Source organism: Gilliamella sp. wkB7, from assembly GCF_001693435.1.
GTDB lineage: Bacteria > Pseudomonadota > Gammaproteobacteria > Enterobacterales > Orbaceae > Gilliamella > Gilliamella apicola_N.
The window spans coordinates 211,899-231,605 of record NZ_CM004509.1; the positions used below are offsets into that span (position 1 = coordinate 211,899).

18 protein-coding genes and 2 tRNA genes are annotated in these 19,707 nt (G+C 31.8%); 15 read left to right on the forward strand and 5 right to left on the reverse strand.

Annotated features, from left to right (window positions below; translation table 11 throughout):
* The first annotated feature begins 126 nt into the window (after nucleotides 1-126).
* From A9G17_RS00960 to A9G17_RS01030, 15 genes are all read left to right on the forward strand, one after another.
* Entirely contained in the window at nucleotides 127-1,755 is a 1,629-nt protein-coding gene (locus A9G17_RS00960) for a Na+/H+ antiporter (protein ID WP_025315568.1), read from the forward strand.
* Nucleotides 1,756-2,262, forward strand: a complete 507-nt coding sequence (ubiT, locus tag A9G17_RS00965; RefSeq protein ID WP_039126747.1) for a ubiquinone anaerobic biosynthesis accessory factor UbiT — start codon at nucleotides 1,756-1,758, stop codon at nucleotides 2,260-2,262. It abuts the gene before it with no gap.
* Nucleotides 2,263-2,609: 347 nt separating this feature from the next.
* Nucleotides 2,610-3,671, forward strand: a complete 1,062-nt coding sequence (locus A9G17_RS00970; RefSeq protein WP_065737091.1) for an alpha/beta fold hydrolase — start codon at nucleotides 2,610-2,612, stop codon at nucleotides 3,669-3,671.
* An 842-nt stretch (nucleotides 3,672-4,513) separates the two neighbouring features.
* Entirely contained in the window at nucleotides 4,514-5,947 is a 1,434-nt protein-coding gene (gene sbcB / locus A9G17_RS00975) for an exodeoxyribonuclease I (protein WP_065737092.1), read from the forward strand.
* Between the two features lie 103 nt (nucleotides 5,948-6,050).
* Nucleotides 6,051-6,506, forward strand: coding sequence for a CidA/LrgA family protein (locus tag A9G17_RS00980; protein WP_081301622.1), 456 nt, complete (start codon nucleotides 6,051-6,053; stop codon nucleotides 6,504-6,506).
* Entirely contained in the window at nucleotides 6,503-7,192 is a 690-nt protein-coding gene (locus tag A9G17_RS00985; protein WP_065737094.1) for a CidB/LrgB family autolysis modulator, read from the forward strand. Before A9G17_RS00980 ends, A9G17_RS00985 begins: the two co-directional genes overlap by 4 nt.
* A gap of 1 nt (nucleotide 7,193) precedes the next feature.
* Nucleotides 7,194-7,841 (forward strand): ElyC/SanA/YdcF family protein, encoded by a 648-nt coding sequence (locus A9G17_RS00990; protein ID WP_065737095.1) that lies wholly within the window; start codon nucleotides 7,194-7,196, stop codon nucleotides 7,839-7,841.
* A gap of 137 nt (nucleotides 7,842-7,978) precedes the next feature.
* On the forward strand, nucleotides 7,979-8,707 hold the full coding sequence (artP, locus tag A9G17_RS00995; RefSeq protein ID WP_065737096.1) for an arginine ABC transporter ATP-binding protein ArtP: 729 nt from the start codon (nucleotides 7,979-7,981) through the stop codon (nucleotides 8,705-8,707).
* A gap of 21 nt (nucleotides 8,708-8,728) precedes the next feature.
* Nucleotides 8,729-9,463: a transporter substrate-binding domain-containing protein gene (locus tag A9G17_RS01000; RefSeq protein ID WP_065737097.1), complete on the forward strand. Its 735-nt coding sequence runs from the start codon at nucleotides 8,729-8,731 to the stop codon at nucleotides 9,461-9,463.
* A gap of 133 nt (nucleotides 9,464-9,596) precedes the next feature.
* Nucleotides 9,597-10,328 carry an arginine ABC transporter permease ArtQ gene (gene artQ / locus A9G17_RS01005; protein ID WP_065737098.1) on the forward strand — a complete coding sequence of 244 codons (732 nt, stop codon included), beginning with the start codon at nucleotides 9,597-9,599 and terminating at the stop codon, nucleotides 10,326-10,328.
* Nucleotides 10,329-10,337: 9 nt separating this feature from the next.
* Complete coding sequence (gene artM, locus A9G17_RS01010; protein ID WP_065737099.1) at nucleotides 10,338-11,015, forward strand: arginine ABC transporter permease ArtM; 678 nt, start codon at nucleotides 10,338-10,340, stop codon at nucleotides 11,013-11,015.
* Between the two features lies 1 nt (nucleotide 11,016).
* Nucleotides 11,017-12,852 carry an excinuclease ABC subunit UvrC gene (gene uvrC / locus A9G17_RS01015; RefSeq protein WP_039126725.1) on the forward strand — a complete coding sequence of 612 codons (1,836 nt, stop codon included), beginning with the start codon at nucleotides 11,017-11,019 and terminating at the stop codon, nucleotides 12,850-12,852.
* Between the two features lie 109 nt (nucleotides 12,853-12,961).
* Nucleotides 12,962-13,516, forward strand: coding sequence for a CDP-diacylglycerol--glycerol-3-phosphate 3-phosphatidyltransferase (gene pgsA / locus A9G17_RS01020; protein ID WP_039126723.1), 555 nt, complete (start codon nucleotides 12,962-12,964; stop codon nucleotides 13,514-13,516).
* 223 nt (nucleotides 13,517-13,739) lie between these two features.
* Nucleotides 13,740-13,827: transfer RNA gene (locus A9G17_RS01025), tRNA-Leu, on the forward strand.
* 17 nt (nucleotides 13,828-13,844) lie between these two features.
* A tRNA-Gly gene (locus tag A9G17_RS01030) sits at nucleotides 13,845-13,920 on the forward strand.
* 1,582 nt (nucleotides 13,921-15,502) lie between these two features.
* Here the strand turns inward: A9G17_RS01030 and A9G17_RS01035 are convergent.
* The 5 genes from A9G17_RS01035 to A9G17_RS01050 all read right to left on the reverse strand — a co-directional run bounded on the left by A9G17_RS01035 (nucleotide 15,503) and on the right by A9G17_RS01050 (nucleotide 19,351).
* Nucleotides 15,503-16,423: a LysR family transcriptional regulator gene (locus A9G17_RS01035; RefSeq protein WP_065737100.1), complete on the reverse strand. Its 921-nt coding sequence runs from the start codon at nucleotides 16,421-16,423 to the stop codon at nucleotides 15,503-15,505.
* Between the two features lie 125 nt (nucleotides 16,424-16,548).
* Nucleotides 16,549-16,812 (reverse strand): tautomerase family protein, encoded by a 264-nt coding sequence (locus tag A9G17_RS12755; RefSeq protein WP_081301624.1) that lies wholly within the window; start codon nucleotides 16,810-16,812, stop codon nucleotides 16,549-16,551.
* 127 nt (nucleotides 16,813-16,939) lie between these two features.
* Nucleotides 16,940-17,233 (reverse strand): hypothetical protein, encoded by a 294-nt coding sequence (locus A9G17_RS12760; protein ID WP_081301625.1) that lies wholly within the window; start codon nucleotides 17,231-17,233, stop codon nucleotides 16,940-16,942.
* 441 nt (nucleotides 17,234-17,674) lie between these two features.
* Nucleotides 17,675-18,364, reverse strand: coding sequence for a type 1 glutamine amidotransferase domain-containing protein (locus tag A9G17_RS01045; RefSeq protein WP_065737101.1), 690 nt, complete (start codon nucleotides 18,362-18,364; stop codon nucleotides 17,675-17,677).
* A gap of 57 nt (nucleotides 18,365-18,421) precedes the next feature.
* Nucleotides 18,422-19,351 (reverse strand): DMT family transporter, encoded by a 930-nt coding sequence (locus A9G17_RS01050; protein WP_065737102.1) that lies wholly within the window; start codon nucleotides 19,349-19,351, stop codon nucleotides 18,422-18,424.
* Nucleotides 19,352-19,707 lie beyond the last annotated feature (356 nt).

Here is a 19,707-nt window from a genome sequence, read left to right on the forward strand (position 1 = left end):
TTTTGTTTAATAATAGCGTGTGAACAAAATTTAAGTAATTTTTTGAAATTTAACCTGAAATTAAGTTAAAAATCCGATATAATCAAATAATAACAATAGGATTATAGGATAAATAAAAGACAAGCTATGGAACTTTTTTCAATAATTTTACTTCTCGTATTAATTGTATCACTTTCTGGTGTCGTTGTTAAAATGTTACCAATACAAATACCATTACCGCTAATGCAAATATTATTAGGTTGCATTCTGGCCGCATTTGGTGTTTATGTAAAATTTGATCCAGAATTATTTCTTGTTTTATTCATTCCACCTTTACTATTTGCTGATGGGCGAAAAACATCCGTAAAAGATTTCGTATATAATTTCAGAGAAATTGTTGGATTGGCGCTTGTATTGGTGGTTATCTCAATTATCGCTTTAGGTTACATTCTTCACTGGATGTTACCAAATGTCCAATTGGCAGCTGCTTTAGCTCTTGCAGCCGTCTTATCACCTACCGATGCCGTTGCCTTGAGTGGAATCGTTGGTAAAGGTCGTATAGAAAAAGAAAAGATGGAAATTATTGAAGGTGAAGCATTGATGAATGATGCTTCAGGTCTAGTTTCGTTAAAGTTTGCAATCGCAATTGCGACAGGACTGCTTGAATTTGATTTGTTGCAAATTAGTATATCTTTCTTTGTCGTTGCTGTCGGTGGTTTAGCGGTTGGGGTTTTATTTACTTGGTTATATGCTAGGATTTTACGTAAAATAAATCAACTTACTAATAATGACCCAGCAATTCAAATCGTATTATTATTCTTACTTCCATTTGCCGCTTATATTATTGCTGAAGAATGCCATTGTTCTGGTATTTTAGCTGCTGTAAGTGCAGGTATGACCGTCAATCATTCTGGTATGATGCGTAATGCACCTTTGACAACACGTTTACAATCAGATAGTGCATGGTCAATGTTAACTTTTGTATTCAACGGATTTGTTTTTGTTCTTTTGGGTATTCAGTTACCTAGTATTTTAAATAATACTTTCGCTGAAAATCAAACAGATGCATCGATTGAGCTATGGCAATTATGCTTGATTGTTTTATTTGTTTTTATCGTATTAATGGGAACAAGATTTGCTTGGCTATGGGCTATGAAACACATGCCAACCATGCCTTTTGGAACAAAACGACCTCTAGCATTTAGAGCATATACAAATCGTGATTTATTAATTTCAACTTTTGCTGGTGTCCGTGGAGCAATAACATTAGCTGGTGTATTATCTATCCCAATGACCATTGCAGGTAGGTATCAACTTGTCTTTATCGCTACAGGAATTATCTTAATTTCATTGATTGTTGCAGTAGTTATATTACCTATTTTATTACGAGGTAGTGTAATTTTAGATAATTCAAAACAAGACAATGAAATTTTAACAGTGAAAGGACAAATGGCAGAAGAAGCTATTATTAGCCTAGAAAAAATGCAAAACAACTTACTACAAGAAACTTCTGAAGCAGGTTTGGATCAAGAAATAATTCACGAAGTTGGCTCGCGTGTTATCGGTTCATTAAGACGTAGGACAGGTCTCAAAGATTTAGAACAAAAAGCACTTGAAGCTGAGAACCTAGAAAGACGTATGCGTTTAGTTGCAATTGGTGCAGAACGTACCGCACTATTACAAATGAAAATTCGTAATGAAGTAAGTGAAGAAACTTTTGAGCATCTAAACACTGATTTAGATATTTATGAGAAAATGATCTCTGGAGATGTTTAAATGATAGAAAGCCAGCATAATTTATTAGGAAAAATACATTCAACATTTGTTGATAAAGCGCCTCAAGTATTGGGAATTACTTTACGCTGTATTCCTTTTAATTTAAAAAAACAAGTTATTGAACAATTGTTACAATTACAATTTAAACATTCACTTGAAGATGGTGATCTTGATTTTTTAGAAAATCGCTGGCTTAAAATTGAAGTTACAGATCTACAATTAATATGGTTTGTTAGCCTAATAGAAAATAAATTAGTTGTCAGTCGTGAAGAAATTGCTGATGTAAGCTTCATTGGCAATGCTAATGATTTGATAATGATTGCAACTAGAAGACAAGACCCTGATACACTCTTTTTTCAACGTCGATTAATAGTTGAAGGAGATACTGAGCTCGGTCTATATGTTAAAAACTTAATGGATTCAATTGAATTAGAAACTATGCCTAAACCTCTCAGAATCACTCTTGAAAAGTTGGCTGATTTAATTGAGAGTGCCCCAAAAGAGTAAAAATTGTCTATTATTCATAATTAAATAAAAAGGGAATGATATTAATTCATTCCCTTTTTTATTTTTACTTAAATTAAATATTCGTTTTTAAATTAGATATTTCTATTTGTTTATTCACATCATGATAATTAATTACATATTTTTATCTTTTCATTATTAGAATGATCTTTTGAATAATGATTTTTTTAGAAAATTTGATAATTAATTCTTAATTTTAATTTTAATTTTAATTTTAATTTTAATGAAATATTGAGATATAAATCACAATAAACAAAGTATTTATTTTCGATTTTAACCTAGTAAAGTTAAATTAAAGGGATAAATAGTGAATATAGGTAAAAAAAATTATGGTCAACTTTAAGAAAAAACTATGCATTGTTATTTTATTAATAATTCCTTCTTTTGGGTATTGTCTCGATTTTAATAATAAAAATGAAGCCAACTTCATTATTAATAACTTCAAATTTAATGATGGGAGTACAATGTCAAATCTATCAATACACTATATTACTCTTGGCAATCCGAAAAATAAGCCCGTATTAGTATTACACGGTACTACTGGTAATGGAGCATCGATGTTAAATGATAGTTTTGGCCATGCTTTATTTGACAAAGGAATGCCACTAGATGCAGAAAAATACTTTATTATCCTTCCTGATGCTATTGGTACAGGTCAATCTTCGAAACCGTCAGATGGTATGAAAGGTGACTTTCCACATTATGATTATACCGATATGGTTAATGCTCAATACCAATTAGTGAAAAATGGATTAGGCATCGATCATTTAGAGTTAATTATAGGAAATTCCATGGGAGGGATGAATACTTGGAATTGGGTTACTATGTATCCAGATTTTATGACTGCTGCAGTACCAATGGCTGCGACCCCTGCCCCTATGTCAAGCCGAAATTGGATAATGAGAAAAATGGTTATTAATGCTATTAAAGACGATCCTGATTGGAAAAATGGATTCTATGACAAAAAACCAGAAAAATTCCAAACCGTTTATAATTATTATAATATAGCAACCAATGGAGGCGATATTGCTTGGCAAAACAAAGCCTATAATACTGCAAAAACAGAAGAATTATTAGCTAGTACATTAAAAGAGCGCATTACAATGGATACTAATGATTTTTTATTTCAATGGGATGCAGCAAGAAACTTCGATCCAACTAAAGACTTGATTAAAATAAAAGCTCATATATTAGCAATAAATTCAGAAGATGATGAAAGAAACCCTCCTACTACAGGTTTAATGGAAAAAGCGATAAAAAACATACCTCATGTTAAATATGTATTAATACCAGCAAGTATCAAAACCAGTGGGCATAGTACCACAATGACAGCAAATTTATGGAAAGATCATTTAACTTCATTTTTAAAAGAGATAGAGGACAACAAATAGCTTAATTTTTAAATAAATGTTAATGAATTATAATTAACTACTATTATAGATAATATTATTTATAAAAGTATTGTACTTTTATTTTAAAGTTACAACGTCACAAAAAATTTTTATTTGATTAATGCTAAATTACTAATTTAAACAAAAGTTATATACATTTAATGTATATGAATTAGCCAAACCATGATTTAAAGATTTAGTTAATTAGTAGTGCATTTAAAAGTTAAAATAAATCTCATGTTAACATTATAAAATTTGCTATAACAACATGGTATATCCTACTTATTAATTATATCTAATATCATAAAGTTTACCTTTTGATATCATAACGTATTGGGCTATAAATCCTACATAAAGACCATGATTGCTTTTTGCTATCACAAAAATGGAAATAGCCCAACCATAACTAGGTTTATCGCAATATAAAAAGTAAATTTAAAAATTAGATGTTACCATTTTTGAGAACTTTACTAAACGCAGATATTTGTAGGATTTTTAAATATATTGCATCGTTAGCTATTACAATTAATGATAAATATCATTCATGGATTAAAATTAAATCTCAAGCATTGCTCTATACCGAAATTAAAAGGCAATACTCCCTTTTTGTGATATCCTTACACTTAAACCATCAAGTAGTAATTTATAGAAAACTAGGATAAGATTTATTTGATAGTGCTATTTGTTTTGAATCGTTAGCCATCATTTTAATTTTCTACATTTTGTACACAATTAAAAGCATAGCTATATATTTTGTATATTCACAATCGCAAATAAATAAATGAACAATAAAACAGTTAAAAATCAAGAAATAAAATAATAATTAAGAGCCCAAAAGAATAATGAAAAACGACTTAAATCAGCCAACTTTTTACGTTCATGATTATGAAACTTTTGGTATAAACCCAGCTTTAGATCGCCCAGCACAGTTTGCAGGTGTTCGAACTGACGGTGATTTTAACATCATTGAAGATCCATTAGTTATTTATTGTCAAATTGCTCAAGATTATTTACCAAATCCTGAGGCTGTACTTATTACTGGTATTACTCCTCAGAAAGCCAATCAAAACGGCATTTGTGAAGCTGAATTTACTAAACGAATCTATCAAGCTTTTAGTGAACCTAACACATGTATTTTAGGATATAACAATATCCGATTTGATGATGAAGTCACCCGTAATATTTTATATCGTAACTTTTATGATCCCTATTCATATAGTTGGCAGAACGGTAATTCTAGGTGGGATCTTCTTGATGTTGTTAGAGCTTGTTATGCATTAAGACCAGATGGTATCAATTGGCCCATCAATGATAACGGTCTTCCTAGCTTTCGTTTGGAGCATCTAACTCAAGCAAATAATATTAAGCATGAACATGCTCACGATGCTATGTCCGATGTTTATGCAACTATTGCTATGGCTAAACTAATAAAAGAAAAACAACCCAAATTATTTAATTATTTTTTCTTATTACGTAATAAAAACAAAGTTGCTGAACTTATAGATGTAGTCAATATGACACCTATCATTCATGTATCGGGCATGCTAGGTAGTCATCGAGGTAATCTATCAGTAGTTGCTCCAATAATCTGGCATCCAATACAAAACAATGCAGCAGTTATATGTGATTTAGCGGGTGATATTGACCTCCTTATTGATTTGTCCGTTGAACAAATCAAAGAGAAACTGTATACAAAAACAGAAGATCTAGAGTTAGGAGAATCGCGAATTCCTTTAAAATTAATTCATACCAATAAATGCCCTATAGTTGCTCCATTAAAAACCTTGTTACCTGAAAATGCAAAACGATTTGGGCTTGATGTAGAACAATGTTTAATTAAACTACAAAAACTACAAGAAAATCAAAATTTGCTGCAAAATAAGATGCAAGAATTGTTTAATATTGATAATAATTATCCAATTAATTCAGATGTTGATGCTCAAATTTACCAAGGTTTTTTGAATAATCAAGATAAATTGCGCTGTGAAACGATTCGAACAACACCCACTCAACTGTTAGATAGCCTATCTTTAACATTTGATGACCCTCGTTTAGCTACTCTATTTTTTAGATATAAAGCTCGAAACTATCCTCAAGCATTAACAGAACGAGAGCAGGCTGTTTGGTTCAATCATTGTCGAGACAAACTTAATATATCCAAAATACAAGATTATTTATTGAATCTAGAACTATTAGCTGAAACGTATATTCAACAACCTGAAAAATTAACAATAATTAAACAACTTTATAACTATTGTCATTATTTAGTTGGATAATTGAATTTGACGGGCGTATGATAAGATCAATTCTATTTATATCATTGAAGCCGCAGATATAAATAATCATCATAAAGTTTAATATATTTAACAATATAATATTATGAAACATTTTTTAGCCAAACATGCAACGATAAAACATCGACTCTATTCTTTATACTATACGCTGTTCAGCTATGGTCGAGGATTGATTATTTTAACTCTCTGTTTATGGGTGGGAAATATAATCTCAAAAATAATACCGATAATGATTCCTGGCAGTATTATTGGTTTGTTACTTCTATTTTTCTTACTTGCTTTCCAGCTTATCCCAACTTGTTGGATCAAAAATAGCTGTAATCTATTTATGCGTTATATGACGGTTCTTTTTATTCCTGCTGCTATGGGCATAATGGATAACTATTCACTTTTATTAGAAAATTGGATCCCTATTATCTTTAGTAGTGTAGGTGGATCGCTCATTGTATTAATTTTTACCGCATTTCTAACCGAAAATTTCCAAAAAACAATGCCCCAAAAAAGAACAATTTTATCAAAAAATCAGGAGAAGCAGCCATGATATGGATGCTACCACTCACACTTTGTGTATTTCTCATTATTCGTAGAATTTCATTTAAATTAAAAAGTCCTTTATTTAATCCATTAGTCATATCGGTTATTGTTTTAATTCCAATTTTAATAATAACTAAAACCAGTTATGCACAATATGTAGCAAATGTACAAATTATTAATGATTTATTGCCTTATTCGGTTGTAGCCCTTGCCTATCCTTTATACGAACTTATTCCTCAAATTAAAGCTCGTTGGAAATCAATCATATTTATCACCTTTACTGCCTCGATTGCATCAATGATAACTGGCGTTTGCATTGCTTTTTGGTTGGGTGGCAATAATGCCATTGCAGCATCTGTTTTACCGAAATCAGTTACTACTGCTATTGCGGTAACTATTGCTGCCGATCAAGGTGGTGTGCCTTCCATAGCGGCATTATGTGTAATATTAGTCGGTACATTAGGCGGAATTTTTGGACATCAAATATTAAATCTTGTTAAAATAAAATCGGCTTCGGCTAGAGGACTTTCTATTGGAGCTGTTTCACATGCAGTTGGAACAGCTCGTTGCATTGAGGTTGATTATAACGAAGGAGCCTATAGTTCCTTGTCGCTTGTTTTATGTGGTATTATGACATCATTGACAGCACCTTTTTTATTTCCAATAATGGTATTTATTTTTGATTGGTTTTAGCATGAATTTAAAAAAGCTTATAGCTTGTTTTATTGGTTTGTGCTTGATTACAATATCGGCGATTCTTATACTTGACTATTGGATCAGCTATAAAACAGCACCTTATATCTATCACGATGAGAACAATCTACCATATCGTGCAGTTGGTGTAGTACTTGGCACATCCAAATATGTTCGAGGTGGCGGATTAAATGGTTTTTATCGAAACCGTATTGATGGAGCAATCGACCTTTATTGGCAAGGTAAAGTCGATTATCTTTTACTTAGCGGAGATAATGCACTATTAAGCTATAATGAACCAATCACTATGCAAAAAGATTTAATCAAGGCTGGCATTCCTAGAAAAGCGATAGTTCTTGATTACGCAGGTTTCAGAACGTTAGATTCAATTATTCGCGCTAATAAAGTTTTTGATGCAAATGATTTCACAATTATCACTCAAGAGTTTCATTGCGAACGTGCAATTTTTATAGCTATTGCACAAGGAATCCAAGCACAATGCTTTGCGGTGCCATCGCCTAAAAGTATGAAATTAGTGCGTATCCGTGAAATGTTCGCTCGTGTTAGTGCTTTTATTGACCTTTATATCCTTACTAAAGAACCAAAATATCTTGGTCCTGTAATTCCAATCATATCTAATAATGAGTGATTTTTTGTAAAAAAGTTTCAGGTTATGGGTATGTTTCAGTAAAAAAATAGGCACAAAACTATTGTCTAATAAATTAGATTGCATTTTTATGCAAAAAAAAGTAATATTTAGTCAATTTAAATTTAAGAAAACGAAGAATGAATATTGAACTAAACCATATTAATTGCTTTTATGGTTCTCATCAGGCATTAAATGATGTTTCATTATGCTATCCACTTGGTGAAACGATTGTTTTACTTGGTCAAAGTGGTGCAGGAAAGAGCTCTTTATTAAAAGTATTTAATTTACTTGAAATTCCAACATCGGGCGAAATGACTATAGCTGACTCACATTTTGATTTTTCAAAAAAAATCAGTGAATCAACAATTCGACTACTTCGAAAAAATGTTGGTATGGTTTTTCAAAATTATAATTTATGGCCACATTTAACTGTACTTGAAAATCTAATTGAAGCACCTTGTCAAGTATTAAAAATGTCTAAAAAAGAAGCCAGTGACAAAGCAATGTCGATTTTAAAACGTTTGCGGATAGATGATATGGCACACCGTTACCCTCTTCATCTTTCAGGAGGACAACAACAACGTGTTGCTATAGCAAGAGCATTAATGATGGAACCTCAAATTTTATTATTTGATGAGCCAACTGCGGCTTTAGATCCAGCTATAACATCGCAAATAGCAGAAATCATTAATGAATTATCACAAACAGGAATTACACAAATTATTGTCACACATGAAGTGGATTTTGCTCGTAAAGTTGCTTCGCAAGTGATTTATATGGAACACGGTAAAATTATTGAGCAAGGACAACTAGAATGCTTTGCTCATCCTAAAACCAAAGAATTTAAAGCTTATTTATCACATTAAATAATATTATTGGGTGAGAATATGAAGAAAACATTATTAGCTGTTTTATTAGCAGGAACGGCATTTGTAACACAAGCAGCAGAAAACCTCATCATCGGTACAGAAGCAACTTATGCTCCTTTTGAATTTACTAATGATAAAAATGAAATTGTCGGTTTTGATATTGATATGATTAACAAAATTTGTGATGAAATGAAAGTTTCTTGCAAAATCGTTAATCAATCATTTGATGGTTTAATTCCCAGTTTAAAAACTCGTCGAATTGATGCTGCAATTGCAGGTATAGATGTAACAGCTGAAAGAAAAAAACAAGTTGATTTTACTAAAATTTATTATGATGATAGTTCAATTCAATTCATCACATTAAAAGACTCCCTAACAAGTTTAGATCAACTTAATGGCAAACGTGTCGGTATTCAAAAAGGTACGACTTATTTAAAATATTTGAATGAAAAATTTCCGGATGTGAAACCGGTTAGTTACGATAGTTATCAATTTGCATTTCTTGACTTAAAAGCTAAACGTATTGATGCTATTGTTTCAAGTTCATTCGTAGCTGGTGATTGGTTAGGTAAAGAAGCCGAAATTGTACCATTAGGTGATAAAATCACTGATCATGAATTTTTTGGTGAAGGTTTAGGTATTGCTTTACGTAAAGGTAATGATGAGCTTCGTGAAAAATTTAACCAAGCAATCGATAAGCTAAAAGCAAATGGAGAATTAGACGCTATTTATAAAAAATGGTTTAATAATTAGTCGTTAAAATTTAATTCTTAACTTGATTTATGATCTCGCCGCATACATTGCGGCGAGTTTATTTTTTTAATTTAAATACGGTTTTTTTATGTCAGACTTTCTATCCAACGGAACAAACTGGATTCTATCTTCGATGGACGGATATATCTTGCCATTAGCGCAAGCAACGTCAATCACATTATCCTTAGCTTTTGTATCATTAATTATAGGCATGATATTTGCTTTTATTTTTACACTGTTAGAATCTGCGCCTTTCAAACCCGTTGCATGGTTAATGTCCTTATTTAATTTGACTATCCGCGCCCTACCCGAATTATTAATTGTGGTAGCAATTTATACTGGACTACCTTTGTTATTGATGTCATTAGATGATGGAATAGCAATTTCGCTTGGATTTACCTCATTTACATTGCAAATCGACATAGCAAACACAAAACCCGATCCGTTTTTATGTGGTGTAACTGCCCTTTCATTACTTTATGCGGTTTATGCATCTCAAACATTACGTGGTGCATTTAAAGCAATTTCAAACGGTCAAAAGCAAGCTGCACAAGTACTGGGATTAAGCAAATCGCGAACGTTCTTTCGAATTATTATGCCACAAATGTGGCGTCATGCCTTACCTGGATTGAGTAATCAATGGCTAATACTATTAAAAGATACCGCGTTAGTTTCGGCAATCGCTATTGATGATTTGATGATGCAAACAAAAACCATAATTGCTCGAACTAATCAACCTTTTCTATGGTATTTCATTGCGATGCTTATTTATTTAATTATTTCTATTTTAAGTCAAAGGATTATTACACGAATCGAAAAGCGTTCAACCTATTTTGAACAACCAAAATCAGCCAATAGTTTGTAAGGTCACGTTATGTTTGATAATTTTATTTACTATCTTAAAGTCATTTTACAAGGACTTCCTGATACCTTAAGTTTAGGTATTTTAGGCATTATTTCAGCAGGTCTATTGGCTGTTATTTTATCTTGCTTATTATCGCTAAATTCTTGTGTAATAACTAAAATTATACGCACTTATATTATTATATTTACCGGTTCACCGCTTTTAGTTCAGCTATTTTTAATCTACTATGGACCATCACAATTTGGCGATGTTTTAAATAAAGTACCGACATTTTATGAGGTTATCTCTTCACCTTGGTTCTGTGCTTATCTTGCATTAACACTTAATAGTGCAGCCTATACTACGCAAATATTTTATGGTGCTTTAAAATCCGTACCACAAGGTCAATGGCAAGCGTGTGAGGCTTTAGGTATGAATAAAAGACAAACATTAAAAATCGTCATGCCATATGCATTAAAACGAGCACTTTCGACTTATTCTAATGAAGTGGTTTTTGTAGTAAAAGGTACGGCTTTAGCTTCAATGATTCCTGTTATGGATATTATGGGATATAGTAATCAATTAAATGGAGATTATTATGATTTTTCAATTTTTGTGGTTGCAGGGCTAGTCTACCTCTTGATAAATGGGCTTTTAAGCACCATTATGAGGGTAATAGAGAAAAAAGCCCTCATTTTTGAAAACTAATATGAGCCAATTCGATTCAGCATCATTTTTAAAAACAGTCCCACATAAACCTGGTATTTATCAAATGTTCAATGATAAACAGACCATTATTTATGTGGGAAAAGCCAAAGATCTCAATAACCGATTAAAAAGCTATTTTAACAGTAGTAAAAAAACACTTAAAACAGACAGGCTAGTCAGCCATATTCATCATGTTGAATTTACAATTACTAACACCGAAACTGAAGCTTTACTACTAGAACAGACTTACATCAAAAAATATCAGCCTCGTTATAATGTATTATTAAAAGATGATAAGAGCTATCCATTTATAAAGCTTAGTAAAGAACGCCATCCACAATTATCACTTTATCGTGGCGCAATTAATCGAAAAAAAGATGAGTTTTTTGGTCCTTATCCGAGTGGATATGCAGTTAAACAGATTTTAGCACTACTACAAAAAACCTTTCCGATTAGGCAATGTTTGGATAGTACTTATCGCAATCGTACTCGTCCATGTTTGCAATACCAAATTAAACGTTGTTTAGGTCCATGCGTACCAGGATTAGTTAGCGATGAAGATTATAATGAGCAAGTTAATTATGTTAGATTATTTTTATCTGGACGATCAGAGCAGATTATCCAAAAAATAACTGAAGATATGCATAAAGCAAGTAGCGAGCTTAACTTTGAAAAAGCCGCAGCATTACGTGACCAGTTACAAGCCATAAAACATATTAATGAGAAACAAGCTATATATAATAATAATGATAATCTTGATGTCATTGGATTCCATTATGAGTCGGGCTTAGCGTGTATTTATGTTTTGTTTATCCGCAATGGGCAAACTTTTGGTCACCGCTCCTACTTTCCTAAAGTGCCATCAAACACTGAGCTCGAAGAAGTTATTGAAACCTTTTTAGGTCAATTTTATCTGCAAGGTAATCAAAATAGAAATATTCCTCAAAAGATTTTATTAAATTTTTCATTATCAGATAAACAAGCAATGGAAGAAACTTTATCTATCATTGCAGAGCATCAAGTTAAATTAGTTGATGAACCTAAAGGCGATAATCTAAAATTACTTAACATTGCTACTGTTAATGCACAAACAGCAGTCAAAAATAAATTATTAGAAAATTCAACCATAAAACAACGCTATGATGCGCTTAAGGCATTTTTAGGGATTGATAAAATCAATCGTATGGAATGCTTTGATATCAGTCATTTTATGGGTAAAAATACAATAGCGTCTTGTGTGGTATTTGATGAAAATGGTCCAGTCAAATCTGAATTTCGTCGCTATAATATAACGGGCATAACTCCAGGTGATGATTATGCTGCGATGGATCAAGTATTAAGACGTCGTTACAATAAAAAAGATCTACCTGATGAAAAAGTTCCTGATATTATCTTCATTGATGGTGGTAAAGGGCAACTTAACCAAGCATTACAAGTATTTGAACAATTAGATGTAAATTGGAATAAAAATCATCCAATTTTAATCGGTGTGGCAAAAGGTGCAGAAAGAAAAGAAGGTCTAGAAACACTATTTTTTGAAGCACATGGGACAGGTCATTATCTTGATGATCGCTCCCCTGCTCTATTGCTTATTCAACAAATACGTAATGCGTCTCATGATCATGCTATTGTAGGGCAACGTAAAAAAGGGACAAAACAACTTACGGATAGTGCATTAGAACATATTGATGGCGTGGGCGCAAAAAGACGAAAAGCACTTTTAAATCATTTTGGTGGATTAAGAGAGTTAAAAAATGCCAGTATTGATGAAATAGCCCAAGTACAAGGTATTTCTAAACCGTTAGCTGAAAAAATTTATCTAAATTTACAACAATAACGCATTGAAAAAATAACACATTTCAGGCAACATAAGTGTTAAAAGAACACTATTTTTTTATTATCACTAATACTTTGATTAATAAGATAAAAAAAAGAGCTTATTTCACATGAAAATCAACCTACCAACATTTTTAACCCTATTTCGAGTTATTCTAATTCCTTTTTTGGTGTTAGCATTTTATCTTCTACCCCACGAATGGTCTGGTTTTTTTTCAGCGTTAATTTTTTTAATCGCAGCAATAACGGATATTTTTGATGGCTATCTTGCTCGTCGTTTAGGACAAACTACCAAGTTTGGTGCTTTTTTGGATCCCGTTGCTGATAAAATTATGGTAACAATTGCACTAGTATTAATTACTCAATATTACCAAGCATGGTGGATCTCTGTTCCAGCAATAATAATTGTCTCACGTGAAATTATAATATCCGCTTTACGTGAATGGATGGCTGAAATTGGCAAACGTAGTAATGTTGCCGTGTCGTCCATTGGCAAAATCAAAACCATTGCCCAAATGACTGCATTAACTTGGTTACTTTGGCGTCCTTGTGACATTGTTATTTATGCAGGCTTAGTCACTTTATTACTTGCTACAATTTTAACCATATTTTCCATGATCCAATATTTATGGATAGCACATACTGATCTTTTAGAGGAAGAATAACTCCTCTTCTTCTAAATTTTAAAAGTGTAATTTTATTGTTTAACTTTGACTCAATAAAATTACACAAATCTACTTTAAGTCAGCAAAAGAATATCTTTAAGCCATTATCAAGTTAAACATTAAGCAATCAATCGATTTATTTAAAATTTCTATTGACTGAAAAACTGAGATAGGTAAAATGCACAGCATCCAAAGCGAATTACTTTTTGATAATTAGTTTTGAGCCCGGGTGGTGAAATCGGTAGACACAAGGGATTTAAAATCCCTCGGCCTTTTTGGCCGTGCGAGTTCAAGTCTCGCCCCGGGCACCATTTAAAACACTTCTTTTGCGGGAATAGCTCAGTTGGTAGAGCGCAACCTTGCCAAGGTTGAGGTCGCGAGTTCGAACCTCGTTTCCCGCTCCAATTCACGTTTCATAGTCTTTTATAATCAAATATTTATCGACTTTTTTTATTTTAAAATCAGTCAGTAAGCCTTGTTTTGTACTCCATTAAAGAGTACTGAGTTGTATTATAATCCACTCGTAAATGGTACATCCAACGATACATTGCATTTTTTACTGTTTTTTAGTTCTATCTCCTTATAATTAGAATCTCCTTTTTTCTGTTTTGTTGTTTGAGGAGATTGTCTATGGCTTTACTGATGCCTTAATGAAAGATGATAAACCTAAATCGAAAGCTTATACTCTGAATGATAATGAGGGCTTGGCGTTGTTTGTGTCGCCTTCGGGCGGTAAAACGTGTCATTTTCGTTTTACGTTACAAGGTAAATGACAACGTATTTCGTTGGAGGTGTATTCAGAAGTTGGCCTTGCATAGGCAAAAGTACAGTGTGAGTCTAATCGTTCTATTTCACATGTTTCTGTAACTGCTGGTATTCCTTTTACTCATACTATTGCCAGTATGTCTAGTATGTCTCATGCGTCTAACTTGGGACGTTTTCAACAAGAAATTCATGCCTTTGTTATTGAGGTGCATTCGCATTCGTTAGAGGGTAATTCGGATGATATGGCGGCCTCTTGTGTTGTTTCGTCTTCGAGTTTGCTGAGTTTAATATGCATTGAGAGTTGTGTAAGTTTCGTAAGCTAGGATTAGATAAAAAGGATAAACGGAAAAGTACTGCGTTGCAGATTGAGCAGTATTTGTGTAAGGATATGATACCGAGATTGGGCATTTGAAATTGGATCAGATTTTGCAACGGGAGAAGTAGGTGGTTTTTTCGTGAAATTGAGGCATGTGAGGCGTTGTCGTTAGCGAAAGGCTCTGTGCACATCGCAGTGAACTACAGCTGTGTATCAGTAACAGTGTTTACGGCGGTTGGGTTTTAATGATAGGCTGACAACCCATGGGATTCGGGCGACTATTTCATCGGCTTTGAATGAGCTTGGCTATCCTAGGGAGCGGATTGAGGTGCAATCTTTCATTCGCATAAGGATCAAATACGCGCCTCTTATAATCATGCTTTGTATGTGATGCAACAACCGGAGATGATGCAGACGTGGGCTGATAAGTTGGATGCTTGAGCATTAATTTACAAAAAAATAAAGATCCTGTATGCTGATAGGAGGACATAGCATTACCTCCATAGTGTTGTGGTTAGAAGCCTCGTTGTGTTCCCGCACAACGGGATTTCGTTAGTGAAAAAATCATTTCATCTGTTCGATCGTTAGTAACTTTACCCTAGTTATAGCAGATTTTTTATGTATTTTATAATCGTTGAATTAAAACAATTGACCATTATTGATCAGTAATAACGATCCTAATAGTCGTTCATATTATTTTTAACCCATGGAGTAATTAACCTATTTAAAAAAAGAACCCCATAATATTATTTTCTTTGTTTTTAAGATGCTGAGGTACTTCGATAAAATCTAGTAAAACATGAATAAAGTCAAAATAAACACGATAGGTAAGAAAAAAATTTAATAAATTAATTCATCTTTTTTGTTAATACTAGAAGACTGCTGTGATATAAAAAACAGCACTATCAACTAATTTTTTCAGCAAAATAATTGATGAATGCCTTAAGTTTCATTGAGTTTTTGTATGCCGAAGGATAAAGAAAGCAAAACTCCCAAGCATTTTCTTTATTATACTCAGATAAAATTTCAACTAGCTCTTTTCTCTTTAGTTCTTCTTGTACAGAAAAACTAAAAAGTTGAACTATACCACCATCATTTAAAGCTAAAAATTTGGTCGCTTGGATACTATCAAAGATTTGTATTTGGCTATTTTCAATATTGTCTTTACATATATTTTTACTCAAAAATGTCCAGTGAAATCGTTTATTATTTTGACTAGAGCTAAAATTGATACATTTATGATTTATTAGTTCATTAGGGCAAACAATCATGCCATTTTTTGCAAGATAATTTGGGCTAGCATATAATCCGGTAGTGGCAACAAACAATTTTTTTTTAATTAGAAAAGCCTCTAGCTTGGTATTTTCTTGTACTAGTCTAACTGATAGATCATACTCTTCAGCTACGAAATCAATATTTCTATTAGTTACATGAAAATCAAGTTTTAAATTAGGATGCTCTTCAGAAAAATTAGCTAGATAAGGTGATATTTTATAGTTAAAAAAGGTTTCTGGAACGCTTATTTTTAATTTACCTCCTATTGCATTTTTTTCAGTTTTAATAGAATGCCCAGCATTAATTAGCATATCTAATATTTCGGAGCATTTTTTATAGTAAATACGCCCTTCCTGTGTCAATTTAACTTGACGTGTACTACGTGAAAATAATTCGAATCCGATTCTCTCTTCAAGTCTCTTAATAGAGCGACTGACAGCAGCAGGTGTAATATTTAAATATTCAGCAGTAACTGAAAAGTTCTCATTTTCTGCCGCTACTAAAAATAATTCAAGGCTAGCGATATGCATAGTTTTAAACTGTTTTTTCATCGGATTGCCTTTATTTATGAAAAATAACTGCTTTTGGAATATTTTATAATTTAACTTAATTACACACAATAAAAACTTCATTGTAATCAACATAATGGATTACAAGGAAATATGAGTATAGTAGTTTATGCAATAAATTGCATTTTTCCTCCACCAAATGACCAATTTACAGGATCATTCTCTATTAAGCAAATAGCGATATCATCTATAGATATCTCTAATTGGTGAGATATTTTTTCCGCTATTCTATTATATAGTTGTAACTTACTTTGCTGTGTTCGCCCCTTATTCATCGTAATTTTTACGAAAATAAAATTATTGCTATAACTAATCTCCCAGAGTTGCTCAGGAGTAATACAATCATCAGATTTAAAATGATGAAAATATATAAATTTCGCGCTTCTTTAGCATTCAATATATCACGAAGTGAACTATAGACATTATCAGCGATGATTTTTTTTAGCATCAAAATTATTATTTGTATAATAAATATCAATTAATGGCATATGAAATTCCCTATATTATTTTTTTTAAAATAAAAAGTGATTGTTGGTCTTGGTAATCTGAGTTCTTAATTTGATACTCACCATCTATAAGGTGTATATGTCCCGCTAAATGATGTTTTAAACCCAAAGCTACCGTAAACATTAATTTACATTGCTTGTTAAGTTGCATTTCAATATTCTGAAACTTACCAACAATAAATGAAAACTGATTCATCGCATCTGTACTTCTAAGCATGTAACCATTGTATAGCATTAAATTCATTAAGCTTATTTCATCAGATGTAGATGTTTCGTATTTTTGCATCTCTCTTCCATAAGTATCTTCGTAACGTATTTAATCAAATTTATTTCTTGGATTTTCAACTTCAATAAGATTCAACCCATTTTTTCCAGCTATAGTAGAATGATAAACTCCTTTTTTATAAAAACTTTTTTACCCTCAAACAACTCTATTTTTTTATTATCTAAAAATACCGTAGCACCATTACCACCTAAACAAAGTAATACAGTATCTTTTCTTGGATGGCAATGCATTGAAGTTTTTGAATTAGGATTTATATGTAATCGCCATACATCATAAAAATTATCGTCATAGATGCGATATTCAAAACCCCAAGGTTTTTTTATTAAACCATTAAGGTAGGTATCTTTTTCAAAATTTTCTGAGCCAACTGAATTGAGTAATAAGCCTTACTCTAATTTAGAAATATCATCTTGTTTAAATTCCATAAACATTTTTATTTCCTCATAAAGATAAAACATCAATCAAAGCTGATGCTAAGAGGTAAGATGACTCAGGGTTTTGACCTGTTAAAATATTACCATCAACAACACAATTGGGTGTTCTAGATTCTTTTTTAAAGAATAGACCACCTTGTTTAACTAACTCATCCTCCACTAAATATGGTACTATCTCAGTCATTCCAACTTTTTCTTCTTCCTCATTAGTGAAACATGTTACTTTTTTTCCACTGCATATAGGATTATTATTCTTTTTTGATACCGAAGCCAATAATCCAGCAGGTCCGTGGCAAATAGCAGCAACAATTTTGTTTGAGTCATAAAAATTTGTAACAAGATCAGCAAGTATTTTATTTTGTTTAAAATCCCACATTACACCATGCCCACCTGGCATAAATATTGCGTCATAATTCTCATTAGGAACATCTTTAATTGAGAAACTATTTCTTAATTTGTTAAAATAGAATTCATCATCCAAAAGCCATTGTTGTGCATCTGTTCGAATATTTTTGGGGCGTAAAGTTTTGTATTCTATCGGAGGTTCCCCTCCTTTTATTGACGCTATACTCGCATTCCAACCATTATCCACAACAGCTTTAAGAGGAATTGCTAACTCATCTAAATAAAATCCTGTCTTACGATCTATTTCAGCAATATGATGAATGGAAGTAACAACAAATAATATATTTTTCATCTACTTTCTCCTTATTTTTAAAGTTATTGAATCTATTATTTTTTTAATTTAGATTTTTTATTTACTACTTTTAATTGTTCTCATATAAATATTATTAAGAACTAGTGCAATAATAGTGATTATTGCTCCTATAAATTCGATATACGAAATAGAATGGCCTTGATAGATGCCAATAATAAAAGAAATGACAGGTACTAAATTTACAAAAAGAATGCCATTGATAGCACCAACACCATTGATACCTGCATTCCAAGTAATGATCACTAATGTTGTAATAACAAGTACAAAAATATCAAATCCACTGGTGATTAATACATCTAGACTTGGAGGACTTGCTAATTCTAAGAGAGACGCGATTAAAGTAATAGCTATAATACTTAATACACCAAGAGAAGAACTTAATGCTGTTACTCTTAACGCACTCCACTTGTGTTTTGTAATCATCATATTTGCAAAATAGGTATAAATAACCCAGCAGGTTGTAGCAGCCAACAATAATAAGTCACCTAGAAAGCTTGATGAGGCTATCAAATTATTAAAATCTCCATTCGTTATAACCAAAATAATTCCAACAAAAGCTAATACTGTAAATAAAATTGTTTTAATGTGAGGTATATTATGGTTAAGGATAGATGATAAAATCATTGATAACATCGGCATTAACGCCAATATGATTGTTGCATGTTCAGCAGAAGAAAAACCAATACCAATAAAAGTAAGGAAGTTTAATCCAGCAAAACCTATTGTTCCAAAAAACCACAATTGAAAAGTGTTCCCTTCCGTTTTATAACTTTTTTTACCCTCGATGATAAGTAGAACAAAGCTTACAAGAAAAGCACCAAGAACGTAGCGAATAAAAGTAAGATAATAACCATCTAAGCCAGATGATACAGCATGTTTTGAGGCGGGATACATAATACCCCAGCCAAATACAGTAACTAATAAATATAATGTATATCTATAATTTTCTATTCGAATATCTTTCATAAAAGTCAGCCTTATTTTGCTTATTATTTATTTCATTGACTTTTATAATATTTTTTTAGGAAAAGATCATTATTACGACTGTAATATCATTTATTACACGAAGTAATAAATGATACTGCCTTCTGCCATTAATATTATTAAAGGTAAATGCTATATTTTTAATTATGTGGTGATATTTGCTCGATACTCATAAAACTTCTTTTAAAATTTAAATTTGAAAAATATTGCCTGAAATATAGGCTAATCTTCTTATTATATGAATTTGGTAGCTTTGATGATTATTAACTCTCCTTTTTTAGGATAAATTAAAGTAAAAATGATCTTTTTTTGGTTATGTGGATTTTGTTTTTACAGTT